General features: G+C 65.8%; 15 protein-coding genes, 1 other RNA gene and 2 pseudogenes. 7 read left to right on the top strand and 11 right to left on the bottom strand.

Annotated elements, in window-relative coordinates:
• From ACZY0Y_RS17915 to ACZY0Y_RS17930, 4 genes and pseudogenes are all read right to left on the bottom strand, one after another.
• Window positions 1–569: pseudogene (locus tag ACZY0Y_RS17915) on the bottom strand (hypothetical protein); the annotation flags it as partial.
• Window positions 570–698: 129 nt separating this feature from the next.
• Entirely contained in the window at window positions 699–908 is a 210-nt protein-coding gene (locus ACZY0Y_RS17920) for a hypothetical protein (protein ID WP_463884554.1), read from the bottom strand.
• A gap of 80 nt (window positions 909–988) precedes the next feature.
• The gene (locus ACZY0Y_RS17925; protein ID WP_463884553.1) at window positions 989–2,485 is read right to left on the bottom strand and encodes a glyceraldehyde-3-phosphate dehydrogenase; all 1,497 of its coding nucleotides are present in this window, start codon (window positions 2,483–2,485) and stop codon (window positions 989–991) included.
• Between the two features lie 271 nt (window positions 2,486–2,756).
• Complete coding sequence (locus tag ACZY0Y_RS17930) at window positions 2,757–4,370, bottom strand: GMC family oxidoreductase (RefSeq protein ID WP_463959555.1); 1,614 nt, start codon at window positions 4,368–4,370, stop codon at window positions 2,757–2,759.
• Between the two features lie 216 nt (window positions 4,371–4,586).
• Here ACZY0Y_RS17930 and ACZY0Y_RS17935 point away from each other — a divergent pair, with 216 nt between their 5' ends.
• The gene (locus ACZY0Y_RS17935; RefSeq protein WP_202129072.1) at window positions 4,587–4,733 is read left to right on the top strand and encodes a hypothetical protein; all 147 of its coding nucleotides are present in this window, start codon (window positions 4,587–4,589) and stop codon (window positions 4,731–4,733) included.
• A 126-nt stretch (window positions 4,734–4,859) separates the two neighbouring features.
• Here the strand turns inward: ACZY0Y_RS17935 and rnpB are convergent.
• Window positions 4,860–5,253, bottom strand: an RNA gene (gene rnpB / locus ACZY0Y_RS17940) — RNase P RNA component class A.
• Between the two features lie 187 nt (window positions 5,254–5,440).
• On the opposite strand from rnpB, the gene ACZY0Y_RS17945 reads away from it, so the two are divergent.
• Together ACZY0Y_RS17945 and ACZY0Y_RS17950 are read left to right on the top strand one after the other, a co-directional pair.
• Entirely contained in the window at window positions 5,441–6,235 is a 795-nt protein-coding gene (locus ACZY0Y_RS17945; RefSeq protein WP_463959557.1) for a slipin family protein, read from the top strand.
• Between the two features lie 43 nt (window positions 6,236–6,278).
• Complete coding sequence (locus ACZY0Y_RS17950; protein WP_463884548.1) at window positions 6,279–7,043, top strand: YaaA family protein; 765 nt, start codon at window positions 6,279–6,281, stop codon at window positions 7,041–7,043.
• A gap of 60 nt (window positions 7,044–7,103) precedes the next feature.
• Here ACZY0Y_RS17950 and ACZY0Y_RS17955 read toward each other — a convergent pair whose 3' ends face one another.
• Window positions 7,104–7,841, bottom strand: coding sequence for a zinc ribbon domain-containing protein (locus ACZY0Y_RS17955; RefSeq protein WP_463884547.1), 738 nt, complete (start codon window positions 7,839–7,841; stop codon window positions 7,104–7,106).
• 62 nt (window positions 7,842–7,903) lie between these two features.
• Entirely contained in the window at window positions 7,904–8,842 is a 939-nt protein-coding gene (locus tag ACZY0Y_RS17960) for a Nif3-like dinuclear metal center hexameric protein (protein WP_463884545.1), read from the bottom strand.
• Between the two features lie 79 nt (window positions 8,843–8,921).
• Here ACZY0Y_RS17960 and msrA point away from each other — a divergent pair, with 79 nt between their 5' ends.
• From msrA to epsC, 3 genes are all read left to right on the top strand, one after another.
• A complete protein-coding gene (gene msrA, locus ACZY0Y_RS17965; protein ID WP_463884543.1) occupies window positions 8,922–9,446 on the top strand; it encodes a peptide-methionine (S)-S-oxide reductase MsrA in 525 nt (174 codons plus the stop codon).
• A 68-nt stretch (window positions 9,447–9,514) separates the two neighbouring features.
• Window positions 9,515–10,450 carry a cysteine synthase A gene (gene cysK / locus ACZY0Y_RS17970; RefSeq protein ID WP_463884542.1) on the top strand — a complete coding sequence of 312 codons (936 nt, stop codon included), beginning with the start codon at window positions 9,515–9,517 and terminating at the stop codon, window positions 10,448–10,450.
• Window positions 10,451–10,487: 37 nt separating this feature from the next.
• Window positions 10,488–11,072 (top strand): serine O-acetyltransferase EpsC, encoded by a 585-nt coding sequence (gene epsC, locus ACZY0Y_RS17975; RefSeq protein WP_463884540.1) that lies wholly within the window; start codon window positions 10,488–10,490, stop codon window positions 11,070–11,072.
• On the opposite strand, the gene ACZY0Y_RS17980 is transcribed toward epsC, so the two are convergent.
• Together ACZY0Y_RS17980 and gnd are read right to left on the bottom strand one after the other, a co-directional pair.
• The gene (locus ACZY0Y_RS17980) at window positions 11,073–11,906 is read right to left on the bottom strand and encodes an oxidoreductase (RefSeq protein ID WP_463959558.1); all 834 of its coding nucleotides are present in this window, start codon (window positions 11,904–11,906) and stop codon (window positions 11,073–11,075) included.
• A gap of 139 nt (window positions 11,907–12,045) precedes the next feature.
• A complete protein-coding gene (gnd, locus tag ACZY0Y_RS17985; RefSeq protein ID WP_463884537.1) occupies window positions 12,046–13,482 on the bottom strand; it encodes an NADP-dependent phosphogluconate dehydrogenase in 1,437 nt (478 codons plus the stop codon).
• 239 nt (window positions 13,483–13,721) lie between these two features.
• Between gnd and ACZY0Y_RS17990 the strand changes: the two genes are divergently transcribed.
• Window positions 13,722–14,450, top strand: a complete 729-nt coding sequence (locus tag ACZY0Y_RS17990; RefSeq protein WP_463959560.1) for a FadR/GntR family transcriptional regulator — start codon at window positions 13,722–13,724, stop codon at window positions 14,448–14,450.
• 248 nt (window positions 14,451–14,698) lie between these two features.
• Here ACZY0Y_RS17990 and ACZY0Y_RS17995 read toward each other — a convergent pair.
• A pseudogene (locus ACZY0Y_RS17995) lies at window positions 14,699–14,989 on the bottom strand (hypothetical protein).
• 74 nt (window positions 14,990–15,063) lie between these two features.
• Window positions 15,064–15,250 (bottom strand): hypothetical protein (locus ACZY0Y_RS18000; RefSeq protein WP_463959562.1); only part of this gene is annotated, 187 nt, incomplete at its 5' end.

The following is a 15,250-nucleotide window of genomic DNA, read 5'->3' on the forward strand; positions in this document are numbered from 1 at the left end:
CACGACCTCCTGCCACCACGCCGACAACGAAGCAACCCCCGCGTAGTCAAACGCAAGATGTCAGGCTGGCCGCTCAAACGAATACCCAAACCACCTAAGTAAACGGTATTGCGGCTAAACGTGATCTGCCGGCCCGTGTACGGTTCCCGGAGCGTCCCGGCGGCCACGCGGCAACCGGATTCCCTGGTAAACCCGGCACCCGTCAGGTCGCGGCGGAGGATGTCGTTGCGGGTATCGCAACCGTTGCGGTCCACGTCCAGCCAGGCCTGGCCGAAGGCGCTGCGGTCGTAGTTGTCCTGGGCCGCCCGCCCCTTGACCGTAAGCGTGTCCAGCAGCGCCGCGGCTGAGCCGGCCGGAACCGGCCGCACGGAAGCGACGGCGTTCATCCAGCCGGCTGCCAGCACAGGCGCCTCGCTGGGTCCGTCGGTCGGGTCGACGGCGCCAAACTGCCCGGCGGTGAAGAACCACCCGAGCACCGCGACAACGGTGAGTGCCGCGGCAGCCAGCAGGGCCCACGCCTGGCGGGACCGCCGTCGTGCCTGCCGGAACTCCGGCCACGTGAGCGTCAATCCGGCACCCGGGCAGCGTGCTTGAATCCGGAGAGTTCCGGGGCGGGACTAGTTCTTTCCACCCCCGAAGCCTAGGCCGGGCCTCAGACGCTGCGGGGGTTGTCCACAGTGTGGAGGACAGGTAGCCCGCTAGTTCTCCTTCGTCACGCGCACAAGGTCTTCGTTGGCAAGGGCCAGGAGCGATTCGAGTTGCCGGACCCGCGCCTCGTCGACCTCACCGGCCGCATGCTTGGCGCGGGCGTCGTCGAGGAGCCGTTTGGCTTCCTTGGCGTTCCGCCGCGCTACGTCCAGGGCGTGTTCCAGGGTGGTTTCGTGCTCTACTGCCGGGTTCTGTTCCATTGCACCATTGTGGTGCCCTTTCCCGGCCGATTCCAGAGGATCGGCCGGGAAAGGCGGAACAGAGTTCGCAGGATGTGCCGTCAGGCCTGGACCTCGACGGGCAGGCCGGCTGCCTCCAGCGTTGCTGCCGCGTCCTTGGCGGGGAACGACGGCGGGTTCACGCCGGCCATTTCCTCCATGACACGGACCACCTGGCAGCTGTAGCCGAACTCGTTGTCGTACCAGACGTAGAGGATGACGTTCTTGTCGTTGGAGATGGTGGCCAGGCCGTCGACGATGCCTGCCCGGCGGGAGCCGACGAAGTCTGTGGAGACAACCTCGGGTGAATCGATGTAGTCGACCTGCTTCCGCAGCTCCGAGTGCAGCGACATCTCCCGCAGGTAGTCGTTGACCTCATCCTTGGAGGTGCCGTTTTCCAGGCTCAGGTTCAGGATGGCCAGGGACACGTCCGGGGTGGGGACCCGGATCGAGCTTCCCGACAGTTTGCCGAGGAGCTCCGGCAGGGCCTTGGCTACTGCCGTGGCGGCACCGGTCTCGGTGATGACCATGTTCAGCGCGGCGGAGCGTCCGCGGCGGTCGCCCTTGTGGAAGTTGTCGATCAGGTTCTGGTCGTTGGTAAAGGAGTGGACGGTCTCCACGTGGCCATGCACCACGCCGTAACGGTCGTTGATCGCCTTCAGGACGGGGGTGATGGCATTGGTGGTGCAGGAAGCCGCGGAGACGATCTTGTCCGCATCGGTGATCGTTGCGTGATTGATGCCGTGCACGATGTTCTTAAGATCACCCTTGCCCGGAGCCGTGAGCAGAACCCGGGAAACGCCCTTGCTCTTGAGGTGCTGGGAGAGGCCTTCGGCGTCGCGCCAGCGTCCCGTATTGTCGACGACGAGTGCGTCGTGGATGCCGTAGGCGGTGTAGTCGACCGTGGCGGGGTTGTCCGAGTAGATGACCTGGATCTGGACACCGTTGGCGGTGATGGTGTCGTTCTCGAGGTCCACCTTGATGGTGCCTTCGAAGGAGCCGTGGACCGAGTCGCGGCGAAGCAGGCTGGCGCGCTTGGCCAGGTCGTTATCCGAGCCGCGGCGGACCACGATCGCCCGCAGCCGCAGGCCGTGCCCGCCGCCGGCCTTTTCGACCAGGAGTCGGGCCAGGAGCCGCCCGATGCGGCCGAAGCCGTAGAGGACGACGTCGGTGCTGGTGCGGTCGTCGCCGCCACGCTTGCCAACAACCTCGGCGAGTTCCCCGCGGAGGAACTCGTCCAGGGTGGCACCGTTGCCCTCGACGCGGTACTTCTCGGTGAGGCGGGCAATGTCGATGGCCGCGGCGCCGAGGTCCAGCTTGGTCAGGGCGTCCAGCAGCGGGGCTGTCTCTTCGAGGCGCAGTTCTTCCTTGCTCATCCGGCGGGCGAAGCGGTGCGCCTTCAGGATGTTCATGGTGGACTTGTTGATCAGGCTGCGGCCGTGAATGGACGTGACCACGTTGTTCTCGCGGTACAGCCGGCCGATTACCGGGATCATGGCCTCGGCGAGCGCCTCCCGGCCCATCCACGTATCAAGACAAGAATCTGACGTCTGGCTCACAGAAATACCTTCCTAGAATCCACCACATACGGCGTCGTATGCGGAAGTCGGCTGCCGGAGGGTGTCCGGAACCTCGGCTCCGGGGATTCGGTCCACCCCGGGTGCCTGTGTCGAGCAAAGAAAAGCCGCCGGCTGCGAACGCAGACCCGGCGGCAGAACTTCTACGTTCACCGTCCATTCTACTGGCGGTCCGGCACGGTCCGGTGCCCGGTGACGCGTGAAATGACTCACACGGCCCTGGGGGCCGGCTGGGACCACGGGCACTTCCGGTCTACCACCTGGCGTCCTGGAGAATCATGTCGACGGCCTTTTCCGCGATCATGATGGTCGGCGCCTGAGTGTTGGCACTCACGAGCCGCGGCATGATCGAGGAGTCAACCACGCGCAATCCCTCGAGCCCGTGGACCTTGAGCCGCGGCGAGACCACAGATTCATCGGTGGTTCCCATGGCACAGGTTCCGACGGGGTGGTACGAGGTCCGGCCGAAGGAGCGGACGAATTTCACGTACTCGTCGCGGGTTTCCACCCGGGAGCCGTCGCCAATGTGCTCCGCCTTGGTGAGTGCCGCCATCGACGACTGCTCCATGATCTGACGGCTCTGCTGCACCCCGGCGATGGCCATTTCAAGGTCGTAGTCGTCGGCGAGGTAGTTCGGATCAATAAGGGGTGCTTTGCCCGGGTCCGAGGACACGGGACGAACTGTTCCCCGGCTCCGGGGCCGCAGGAAGTACGAGTTCAGCGTGGCACCGAAGCCGGGTTTCAAAGCGGCGGCGCCGGTCCCCATCCGCGCGGCGGGGAGGAAGTGGAACTGTAGGTCGGGGGTCTTCTCGTCCTTGTTGGCGTAACTGAAGCCACCGGCCTCGACAAGGGTTGAAGCGAACGGTCCCGAACGGAAGGCGAGGTACTCGACGCCGGCCAGGACGGTGGCCGGGCGGACCTGGTTGAGCCGGTCCAGGCTGTGGTAGTCCGTGAGTTCGTAGACGATGTCGACGTCGCAGTGGTCCTGCAGGTTCTTTCCCACGCCGGGCAGGGCATGGATGGTATCGATGCCGGCCGCGACGAGATCTTCGGGGTCGCCGATGCCCGAAAGCTGCAGCAGCTTGGGCGAGCCGAAGGCACCGGCGGAGACAATCACCTCACGGTTTGCCGTGTACGTGCGCGCGTTGCCGCCTTGGATCGCCTGGACTCCAACGGCCCGGCCATTCTTGACGATCACCCTGGAGACGGTCACGTTGGCGCGGACGGTGAGATTGCTCCGCTTGCGGGCCGGCTTGAGGTAGGCGACCGCCGCGCTGCACCGTCGGCCGTTCTTCGTGGTGGTCTGGTAGAAGCCGACGCCGTACTGCTGGGCCCCGTTGAAATCGCTGTTGTAGGGCAGCCCGAACTCCTGGCCCGCCTTGACGAAGGCCGCCGAGAGCTTATGCGGACGCAGGAGGTCGGAGACTCCGAGCGGGCCCAGGGTTCCATGGTGCGGTGCCGAGAGCCGGCTGTTGGACTCCGAGCGGATGAAGTACTTGCTCACCTCGTCACCGGACCAGCCTTCGCAGCCATAGTCCGTGACCCAGTTGTCGTAGTCCTCGGCCACGCCGCGCGTAAAGACCTGGGAGTTGATGGACCCGCCGCCGCCCAGCACGCGGCCTTGAGCGAGCGGGATGAGGCGGCCGTTGCTGTGCTTCTGCGGGACGCTCGCGTAGTCCCATTGGTAGGGGCCGCCCTTGAGCTTCGGGAAACCAGCCGGGACGTGGATGAACGGATGGCGGTCCGATCTGCCGGCCTCCAGCAGGAGAACGGTGACTGAGGGGTCTTCACTCAGCCTGCCCGCCAGGACGCTGCCGCCGGTGCCGCCGCCTGCAATCACGTAGTCGTATGCTCCGTCGTCCGGCACTATTGCTCCTATGCTCTTCGCTGACCGCACCGTTACTTGAACGTTCACTGCAGTCTCTGGTCCTGCCGCGATGATGTCAAGCATTCGCTTCAGCCTGCAGCGCCGCAGGGAAGAGGTAAATCGCGAAATTTCGTCCCGCTAACGGGCGAAGGCTGGCCGGACCTGCAGGCGCCGTATATTCCGTGTCTGTGGGCCGTTGGCCGTTAGGATGTTCGTATGGGACTCATAATCACACTACTCATCATCTGGCTCGTTCTTTCGATTCTTGGCTTTGCCGTTAAGGGCCTGCTGTGGCTGGCCGTCATTGGGCTGGTCCTCTTTGTGGCAACAGGGGTGTGGGGCTGGGTGAAGCGGAAGGCTTAGGCCTGATCCGAAACCTGGTCTTTCCCGGCGGCGGCTGGCACCACACGGTGCCGGCCGCCGCTTTCGTTTGCGGTCGAGGAGGACGGCGCCAGGTCAGACACCCGGGGTAGGCACGGGGAATGTGAGTGGATGGGTTGACCGATACGCCGGGTTCTGTGTTCCCGCGCCGTTGCCAGCGCGGGAGTAGCGGCCATCCATCTACGAACGCCGTTGCCGACGCCCTCCAGCAGCCTACCCGGACACTCGGGCGAGCAGCCCTCGAACGTGCCCTGTCTGGCCTTGCTCCGGGTGGGGTTTACCTAGCCTTCCCGGTCACCCGGGAAGCTGGTGGTCTCTTACACCACCGTTTCACCCTTACCTGCCCTGCAGCCCATGCAAGCACGCGCCGCATGCAGGCGGTCTGTTCTCTGTGGCACTGGCCTGCGGGTTACCCCGAGTGGGCGTTACCCACCACCCTGCCCTGCGGAGCCCGGACGTTCCTCGAGCCACTTGCGTGACGCGCGGCCGCCTGGTCAACCCATCCGCCGTCCATTCTACGGTCTCCTCCAGCAGCCGCCTCCCCCGGATCTTTTTCGGGCCTCCGGTGGGAGAATTTAGACAGGAAGTATCCCCCAGGCAAGGACCGATTCCGATGGCCTGGACCGTTGTCATCGTGTGGCTGATCGTCGTGGTTGTGGTGATCGTGCTGGCCAGGATGGCGATTCAAATTGTGCGGCAGTACGAGCAAGGCGTTCCGGCTTGGCCGGGTGGTCGGCGTGCGGATGCCCGGATTGCGTTTCATTATCCCGTTTGTCGACAAGCTAAACCTCGTCAGCCTGCGGATCGTGACCATGCCGATCCAGTCGCAGGGCATCATCACCCAGGACAACGTCAGCGTCGACATCTCGGCGGTGGCCTACTACCGGGTCGTGGACGCCGTGAAATCGGTGGTGGCGATCGAAAACGTGTCGGCGGCGATCAACCAGATCGCCCAGACCACACTGCGCAAAGTCGTCGGCCGGCACAGCCTGGACCAGACGCTCTCGGAAACGGAGCGGATCAACAGCGACATCCGCGAGATCCTCGACGCCCTCACACTGGAGTGGGGCGTCGAGGTCACCCTCGTGGAACTCAAGGACATCCAACTTCCGGAGACCATGAAGCGCGCCATGGCCCGCCAGGCCGAGGCCGAGCGTGAGAAGCGGGCAAAGATCATCGCCGCCGAGGGAGAGTCGATCGCCGCTGCCGCCCTGGGCGAGGCCTCCGACACGATGATGGCCCACCCGCTGGCGCTGCAGTTGCGGAACCTGCAGTCACTGGTGGAAATCGCCGTGGACAAGAACTCGACGGTGGTTTTCCCCGCACCGCTGATGAGCACCATCGGTGAGCTTTCGGCCTTCCTCGCGCGCGAAAACCAGGCGGCGCAGGCGGCGCAGGCGGTCCAGGCGGCGCAGGCGGTCCAGGCGGCGCAGGCGGCGCAGGCGGCGCAGGCGGCGCAGCTTCCACCCGTCCAGGCGGCCTGACAGGCGGGCGGGTTGGAAGAACCGGCCCCACTAGGATTGGACGGTGCTGATTCTGCTGCCGCCCTCCGAAGGCAAGACCCCCGCCACGTCCGGCGACGCCGTCGACTGGACCACCCTGAGCTTCCCCCGACTGAACACATGCCGGGCCAAGGTACTGGAGGGGCTCGGAACCGTCAGCGCCCATGAGGACGCCCTGGCGCTTCTGGGCGTCGGCGCCTCGCTGTGGGCCGACGTCGAACGGAATACCAGGCTGCACGCCGAGCCGGCGGCACCCGCCCATCAGGTCTACTCCGGGGTGCTGTACGACGCGCTCGACTACAACTCCCTCACCCCGACGCAGCGGAAGAAGGCGGACGAATCAGTGCTGGTCATTTCCGCGCTCTGGGGGGCCATCCGCTTCGGCGACCGGGTGCCTGCCTACCGGCTGTCGATGGGAACCGCACTGCCCGACGTCGGACGCCTGGCGTCCTTCTGGAAACCGCACCTCGCTGAGGCCCTTGCGGCCGCCGCGGACGGTGAACTGCTGGTGGACTGCCGCTCCAGCACCTACGCTGCCGCGTGGACTCCCCCGCCGTCGCAGACCGTCGCAGTCAACGTGTACACCGAGGTCAACGGCGCACGGAAGGTGGTCAGCCACTTCGCCAAGCACACCCGGGGCGAACTTGCCCGGCACCTGCTGGTCCGCCGGGGCAAGGCGCTGCAGACTCCTGCCCAGCTGCAGAGAGCAGCGGCCGAGAAGTGGACCGCCGAACTGGTCGAGGGCACGGCCCGGAAGCCGCACACCCTTAACCTGATCCTGCCCAACTAGCTAGCAGTTGTGGCCGTTTTGAGCGCCCAAAACGGCCCCTGCTGCCAGTCAGTTGGGTGGCTAGGCCCACTCGGAGGAGCGGACCAGGATGCAGCCGGAGTCCGGGCAGAACACGACGTCGTCTTCGGCCGCGGCCTTGATTTCGGCGAGGTCGCCGGGGCTCAGCTGCATGCCCGAGCCCTCGGACGTTCCGTGGAAGAGGCGGGCCGCGCCGACGCCTCGCCTGGCCAGGGTCTTCTCGTAGATGGCCAGCAGGCCGGCGTCCAACCCGTCGGCGAACTCTGCACGCTTGCCGCGGACCACCGTGGCCTCGGCTGCGATCTCCGCGAGCTGTTCGTCCAGTTCGGAGCGGATGGACCCGAAGGAGCCCTGGATGTCGTCAACGATCTGCTGCTGGCTTGTCTGGCGGAGGCGGAGTGAGTCCAGCCGTTCAAGGACCTGCAGCTCAACGTCCTCCAGGTCGGAGCGGCGCTTGTTCAGGGACACGAGGTCGCGCTGCAGGGCCATGAGGTCCTTGGAAAGGCCGGTGCCGCTGTTGAGCTTCGCCTCGTCGCGTTCAATCCGGGAGGCGACCTGCTCGACGTCGGCTTCGGCCCGCTTGAGCTCCAGTTCGGCGTCGTGGACGGCTACCTTCGCGGCGCCGAGTTCACCGTTGGCCACGCCAAGGGCTGCTTCAAGATCGGTGATCCGGGAGTCGCTTTCAAGGCTTCGGCGGCGGTTGGACAGGGATTTGAGCTTCGCATCAAGTCCCTGCAATTCGAGCAACTTCAACTGTTCCGCCGGTGCTGCCTTGGCCACTATTTACCTCCGCTAAATCCCTGCCGGCCGAAGCCGGGCACCGTGTCGGCGCTCCCTAGACTCTAGTCCCCGCCCGGAGTCAGTATGAAGTCCCACGGGTCGCTGTTGGTGGTGCTGACCCGGATTTCGACGTCGTGGCCCTGGTCGCTCAGTACATTGCCGAGGGCCGCGGCGGCGGCGGGCAGCCACAGCCACTCGCTGGCGAAGTGGGAGACGTCAATAAGATAGGGCCGGTCGTCGACTGCCGCCTCACGGGCTTCCGACGCCGGATGGTGCCGCAGATCGGCCGTGAGGTAGACGTCGGCGTCGCTGGCCCGCACCTCGCCAAACAGGGAGTCACCGGCCCCGCCGCAGAGGGCCACCCTGCGCACCAGCCCGTCCCGGTCCCCGGACACCCGCACTCCCCCCGCGACCGCCGGAAGGATGCCGAAGACGCGGGCAGCGAAGTCGCCCAGGGTGAGGGGCTCCTCAAGGTCGCCCACCCGCCCGATGCCTTCTTCCGGCAGGCCGTTCGCGGCCGGGGAAAGCGGAACGACATTCTGCAGGCCCAGCGCGTCGGCCAGGACATCCGAGACACCGCCGACGGCGGAATCGCCGTTGGTGTGTACCGTCAGCAGCCCGGTGCCCGACTCAATCAGGCGGTGCACTGCCCGGCCCTTGGCGGTGGTCGCCGCGACCGAAGTGACACCTTTGAGCAGCAAGGGGTGGTGGGTGATGAGCAGTTCGGCGCCGAACTCGATGGCCTCCTCGATCACCTCAAGGGTGGGATCGACGGCAAAGAGGATCCTGCCCACCTGGGCGGACGGGTGCCCCGCCACGAGGCCCACTTCGTCCCAGTCCTCCGCGAGCGATTCGGGCCAGAGCTCCTCGACGGCCAGCAGGATCATGCCCAGCGTGGGCGCCGCGGCCGTTTCCCCGGCTCCGTGGCCGGCAGCGTTGGTGCCTTCGGAGTTTGTGCCTTCGGAAGGGCCGGCTGAAACGTCGGTGTTTACAGGTTCCATACCCCCATTTTTACCCTATCGGCAGGCCGGCGCCGCGGACGCCGGGAATCATCGGGGCCCTTCAACCATTGAAGAGAGCATGAGAACTTTTGTCCTCGGCGGAGGCTGCTTCTGGTGCCTCGACGCCGTTTACCAGAAAACCAAGGGTGTCAGCGCTGTAGTTTCGGGCTACACCGGAGGCCATCACCGCAACCCCGACTACTACGCCGTCTGCTCCGGAACCACCGGCCATGCCGAGGTGGTGGCGGTGACTTTCGATGAAGAGGTCGTCCCGGCGGAGGTCATCCTGGACATGTTCTTCGCACTCCACGACCCCACCACGCCCAACCGGCAGGGCTACGACGTCGGCACCCAGTACCGCTCGTCGATGTTCTACGAGACGACCGAGGAGAAGATCCTCTTCGAAGAAGCGATCGAGCGGAACCAGGCGCTGTGGGCGCACCCGATCGTCACGGAAGTCAGCCGGCTGCCTGTGTTCCACAGGGCGGAGGAAATCCACCAGGATTACTACGGCAAGTTCCCGGAGCAGGGGTACTGCCAGGTGATCATCAATCCGAAGCTGGCCAAGGCCAGGAAATATTACTCTGCATGGCTTAATGCTTAGCTAGGGTTCGCGGGCCCTCGTTAGGCTGACCTCAGTATTCCCTCTTCAACAGACAGGCGCAGACACCCATGGCACGGATCTATGACGACGTTACCCAGCTGGTTGGCGGAACCCCGCTGGTCAGGCTCAACCGGCTGACCGAAGGCCTCGACGCCACCGTGGCAGTCAAGCTCGAGTTCTACAACCCTGCCAACAGCGTCAAGGACCGGATCGGTGTCGCGATTGTCGACGCCGCGGAGAAGTCCGGCGCCCTCAAGCCCGGCGGCACCATTGTCGAGGGCACCTCCGGGAACACCGGCATCGCCCTGGCCATGGTCGGGGCTGCCCGGGGCTACAAGGTCATCCTGACCATGCCGGAAACCATGTCGACCGAACGCCGTGTCATGCTCCGCGCGTACGGTGCCGAGATTGTGCTCACCCCGGGCTCCGAGGGCATGCGGGGCGCCGTGGAAAAGGCGCAGGAGATCGTGGCCAACACGGAGAATTCCATCTGGGCGCAGCAGTTCGCCAACGAGGCCAACCCCGAGGTCCACCGCCAGACCACGGCCGAGGAAATCTGGTCCGACACCGACGGCAAGGTGGACATTTTCGTTGCCGGCGTCGGCACCGGCGGAACCGTCACCGGCGTCGGACAGGTGCTCAAGGAGCGCAAGCCCGACGTGCAGATCATCGCCGTCGAGCCGAAGGACTCCGCCATCCTCAATGGCGGCGCTCCGGGCCCGCATAAAATCCAGGGCCTCGGCGCCAACTTCATCCCCGAAATCCTGGACACCAACGTCTACGACGAAGTCATCGACGCCACTCTGGAGGACTCGGTCCGCGTGGCCCGCGAACTCGGCGTCAAGGAAGGGATCCTCGGCGGCATCTCCTCCGGCGCGATCGTCTGGGCAGCCCTGGAACTCGCCAAGCGGCCGGAGAACGCCGGTAAGCTTATTGTTGCTGTGGTCTGCGATTTCGGTGAGCGTTACATCTCCACCGTGCTGTACGACGACATCCGCGGCTGAGTCCAGCCCTGTCCCAAGATTTCGTAGAAAGGTCTTTGTGAGCTTTTTCGCAAGACTGAAGGAAGACCTCGACGCCGCCCGGTCCCACGACCCGGCGGCCCGAGGTTCTTTTGAGAACTTCTTTGCCTACTCCGGACTCCACGCGATCTGGGCCCACCGCCTGACGCACCGGATGTGGCAGAACCCTGCGCTGCGCTTCCCGGCCCGCCTGGTCTCGCAGCTCGCCCGGTTCCTGACCGGCATCGAGATCCACCCCGGCGCCACGATCGGCCGCCGCTTCTTCATCGACCACGGCATGGGCGTCGTCATCGGCGAGACCGCCGAGATCGGCGAAGACGTCATGATTTATCACGGAGTCACCCTCGGCGGACGTTCGCTGGCCAAGGTCAAGCGCCACCCCACCATCGAGGACCGGGTGGTGATCGGCGCCGGCGCCAAGGTCCTGGGCCCCATCACCATCGGCCGGGACAGCGCCATCGGGGCCAACGCCGTCGTGGTCAAGGACGCTCCGGCCGAATCGATCCTCACCGGCGTGCCGGCCACCTGGCGGCACCGCGACGCGCAGCGCGAAACCAAGCCCGCCGTCGACCCTGCCGAATACGAGATCGAATACCGGATCTAGCTACGCGGGAAACCGCTTGTAGATGTTCCAGATCACGACGTCGAAGGCCCGGTCCGGGAGCAGCCGCCGCAGCAGCAGGATGGCGCGCGCCCCTTTGCCCACCGGATACCGGGTCCTGGGCTTCGCGGACGTCGCGGCGTGGACTATGGCGTCGGCAATGACACCCGGGGGCGTGGACATGGTGGAGCCCACGGTGGAAGCCAGCGCTGCCGCCACCACCTTCGCCTGGTCCATGTAGGGTCCCCCGCCGGACGTGGCCAGCAGGCTGTCGCCGGAGATGGCGCCCCATTCCGATTCGGTTCCTGACGGCTTGATGATGGATACATCGATGCCGTGGGGCTTCAGTTCGATCCGCAGCGAATCGCTCAGGCCCTCGACGGCGAACTTCGTGGCGTGGTACCAGGCACCCAGCGGCTCGTACATCTTTCCGCCAATTGAGGAGACGTTGATGATCCTCCCCCGTCCGGCGGCCCGCATTCCGGGGATCACCAGCTGTGTCATCCGCGCCAGCCCGAAGAGGTTGACGTCGAACTGCCGCTTCCCCTCGGCCAGTTCCACTTCCTCAAGCGAGCCGTAGGAGCCGTAGCCGGCATTGTTCACCAGGACGTCGACCCGGCCGTGGGCGGCCATCACCTGCTCGACGGCGGCGGTCATGGAATCCTCGTCCGTGACGTCCAGCGCCACAACCGTCACGCCGTGGGCCTTGAGAGGCTCCATCTTCTCGACCCGGCGGGCGCCGGCATAGACGGTGAAACCGCGGGCCGCGAGCTTCCACGCGGTCTCATAACCGATTCCGGTGGAGGCACCGGTGACAAAAGCTACATGCTGGGTCATCTGCTGCACTCCTGGGACGCTGACGGGACAGTTACGGTGACGGACACTGCGAAAATGCCGGGGCACGATCCGGGGAAACGCGAACGGCCGGTGCTCCCAGAGTAACGGGGAGCACCGGCCGCAGGCGTCAGTTGCGGAACTAGTGGGTGTCCACTGCCTCGATTTCGGACTTGTCCTCGCCCCAGAGGGTGTGGAAGGTTCCCTCGGCGTCGACGCGGCCGTAGGTGTGCGCGCCGAAGAGGTCGCGCTGGCCCTGGATCACGGCAGCCGGGAGGCGCTTGCGGCGCAGGCCGTCGTAGTAGGCCAGCGAGGAGGAGAACACCGGCACGGGGATGCCGAGCAGGACTGCGGTGGAGACCACGCGGCGCCAGGCCGGAAGGACCTCAGCGATCGCCTGGGTGAAGGCCGGGGCGAACAGCAGGTTGGCCGGCTTCTCTTCCGCGGCGTAGGCCTTGGTGATCTCCTTGAGCAGTTCGGCGCGGATGATGCAGCCGCCGCGCCACAGGGAGGCGATCTCATCCAGCTTCAGGTCCCAGCCGTATTCCTTGGCCGCAGAGGTGAGCATGTCCAGCCCCTGGGCGTACGAGACCAGTTTGGACGCGTACAGCGCCTGGCGGACATCCTCGACGAAGCTCTCGGGGACCTCGACGTCGGCCTCGCCGCCGGCGAGCAGTTCCTGGGCCAGCTTGCGCTGCTCCGTCTGGGAGGACAGTGCCCGGGCGAAGACCGATTCGGCGATGCCCGACGTCGGGGATCCCAGTTCGAGCGCGGAGATGACCGTCCAGCGGCCGGTGCCCTTCTGCCCGGCGGCGTCCACGACGACGTCGACGAACGGCTTGCCGGTCTTCGCGTCCACGTGGCCAAGGACCTCGGCGGAGATCTCAATCAGGAACGAGGCGAGGTCGCCCTTGTTCCACTCTGCGAAGATTTTGGATTGCTCGGCCGGTTCGATGCCGGCACCGGAGCGCAGCAGGTCGAACGCTTCACCGATGACCTGCATGTCGGCGTATTCGATGCCGTTGTGGACCATCTTGACGAAGTGGCCGGCGCCGTCAGTGCCGATCCAGGCACAACAGGGCTTGCCGTCGACGTGCGCGGCGATCTTTTCCAGGAGCGGGCCCAGGGCGTCGTAGGATTCCTTCGAGCCGCCAGGCATGATCGAGGGGCCGTTGAGGGCACCTTCCTCGCCGCCGGAGACGCCGATGCCGACGAAGTGCAGGTCCTTCTTGGCGAGGGCTGCTTCGCGGCGGCGGGTGTCCTCATAGTGTGAGTTGCCGGCGTCGATGATGATGTCGCCGGCTTCCAGGAGCGGCTCAAGCTGCTCGATCACGGAGTCGACCGGCTTGCCGGCCTTGACCATGATCAGCACGCGGCGGGGCTTCTCCAGCGAGTCGACGAGCTCCTGCAGGGTCTCCGTGCGGACGAAGTCGCCGTCCTGGCCGTGCTTTTCGAGCAGGGCGTCGGTCTTCTCGACGGACCGGTTGTGCAGGGCAACGGTGAAGCCGTTCCGGGCCAGGTTGCGGGCGAGGTTGGCCCCCATCACCGCAAGGCCGGTGACACCGATGTGTGCTGACATCAAAACTCCAATTCATTTCTGTGCAACAAGTGCAGTTCGTCCCGCGCGTGGGGCGGGACCGTCTTCTTGGGATCAGTGGCTGTCAATAAACCATATGTATTTCCGCGGGCTGCGGGAAAGCAGTGCCCACGTGGCGGAATATGGCGCGTCACAAACAGTCTATGATTTCCGGGTGCGTCTCCGCCGGTCCACGCCGGACCGACGGTATGAACAGCGTCCGCCACACTATGCTTACGACTATGTCAACCAGCCTCCACCACCGCGCGATTGAGCACCTCGGCAGCAGGATCGTCGCGGGCGAACTCCCGGCCGGCCACATCATGCTGGCCGAGCACCTCGAAGATGAACTCAAGGTGTCCCGTTCGGTGGTCCGCGAGGCGGTGCGGGTCCTTCAGTCACTCGGCCTGGTCGAAACGACCAAGCGTGTGGGGATCCGGGTGCTCCCGGCCAGCCGCTGGAACCCCTTCGACCCGCAGGTGATCCGCTGGCGCCTCGCCGGCGCGGGCCGCGGCGCGCAGCTGCGCTCCCTCGCAGAGCTGCGCACCGCCGTCGAGCCCGTGGCCGCCGAACTGGCCGCCGCCAACGCCCCGGAGGAAATCCGGCGCGAACTTGTGGAGGTCTCGCATGCGATGCGCGACGCCGGGCAGGCCGGGGACGTGCCGAGGTTCCTGGAGCTCGATATCCATTTCCACTCCCTGCTGCTGACCGGCTCCGGAAACGAGATGTTTGCCAACATGGTGGGCCAGGTGGCCGAGACGCTGACCGGCCGCACTGTGCATGGCCTGATGCCGGACCACCCCCCCGACACGGCGCTGCAGTGGCACGTGGACGTCGCAGAGGCGATCGCCGCCGGTAACCCGGAGGCAGCCCGGGAGGCCTCGGACCGGATCATGCGGGAGACCATCTCGGAGATGGAACCCGAGTGGAAGAACCAGCCAAGGGTGTTTGTCCCGGTCCGGCGGCCTTAGCCTGGACCTCCCCAGAGGCCGGCGTTCTTCAGGGCATTCTGCAACCGAAGTTTCGCCATCGAATAGGCGTTTCTGCCGCGCAGAATCGCCCGGTGCGTGTTTCACATTTCCCGAAGTTCACGGTATATTCATAACAAGCCTTCCACCGCGGCATCCCCCAATAGTCGCGGTGGAAGGCTTTTCCAATGCCCGGCACTTCTGGCCTGGGTACCCGCGGCCGGCCAGGCGAAGCCAGCGGAACGCCGCAGCTATGCCGCGTCCGCTACGGCCTCCCGCAGCCGCCAGCCGCCGCCCAGACCGTCACGGATGATTTCCATCGTGGTGAGGGCAGAACCCGCATTCCGGCCGGGTCACGCCTGGACCCGCCAGACCTCGACGTCGACTCGGCTTAGTCCTTTGGGCATCCGCCGCTCGGCCTCCCACCAGCTCACCCGCTCGAACCAGCGGACCGGCTCCGCGCCGACAATCCATTCGCGGCCGCCGCGCAGCACCGCCTGGGGCCTTCCATCCGGCCCTGATTTCACCATGACGTGTTCCATGCCAGCCACGGTAGGGCGGGGCTCCGACAATATCCGCGGCACTGCTCCGCCCCCGTCTGAAGGCACAGCCGGCGTCAGCCGGGGGTGTCGAGGTTGGCGGGGCGGAAGTAGTGGTTGCGTCGGGGTTTTTGGCGGGGGTCAAGGTGTGGGGGCGGGATGAACCAGGGGATGCCGGTACGGACCTGGATGCTCCAGTGTTCCTTGTGGATGACGTGGTGGTGGTGTGAACACAGAAGTACGCCGTTGTCTGTCCCGGTGCTT

It is taken from the genome of Pseudarthrobacter kochi, assembly GCF_055412805.1.

Bases quoted from the DNA above. Each gene is read 5' to 3' on its own strand.
- gnd (WP_463884537.1), bottom strand. From the start codon at position 13,482: ATGTCAGCACACATCGGTGTCACCGGCCTTGCGGTGATGGGGGCCAAC.
- ACZY0Y_RS17990 (WP_463959560.1), top strand. From the start codon at position 13,722: ATGTCAACCAGCCTCCACCACCGCGCGATTGAGCACCTCGGCAGCAGG.
- ACZY0Y_RS17980 (WP_463959558.1), bottom strand. From the start codon at position 11,906: ATGACCCAGCATGTAGCTTTTGTCACCGGTGCCTCCACCGGAATCGGT.
- ACZY0Y_RS17920 (WP_463884554.1), bottom strand. From the start codon at position 908: ATGGAACAGAACCCGGCAGTAGAGCACGAAACCACCCTGGAACACGCC.
- ACZY0Y_RS17960 (WP_463884545.1), bottom strand. From the start codon at position 8,842: ATGGAACCTGTAAACACCGACGTTTCAGCCGGCCCTTCCGAAGGCACA.
- msrA (WP_463884543.1), top strand. From the start codon at position 8,922: ATGAGAACTTTTGTCCTCGGCGGAGGCTGCTTCTGGTGCCTCGACGCC.
- cysK (WP_463884542.1), top strand. From the start codon at position 9,515: ATGGCACGGATCTATGACGACGTTACCCAGCTGGTTGGCGGAACCCCG.
- ACZY0Y_RS17935 (WP_202129072.1), top strand. From the start codon at position 4,587: ATGGGACTCATAATCACACTACTCATCATCTGGCTCGTTCTTTCGATT.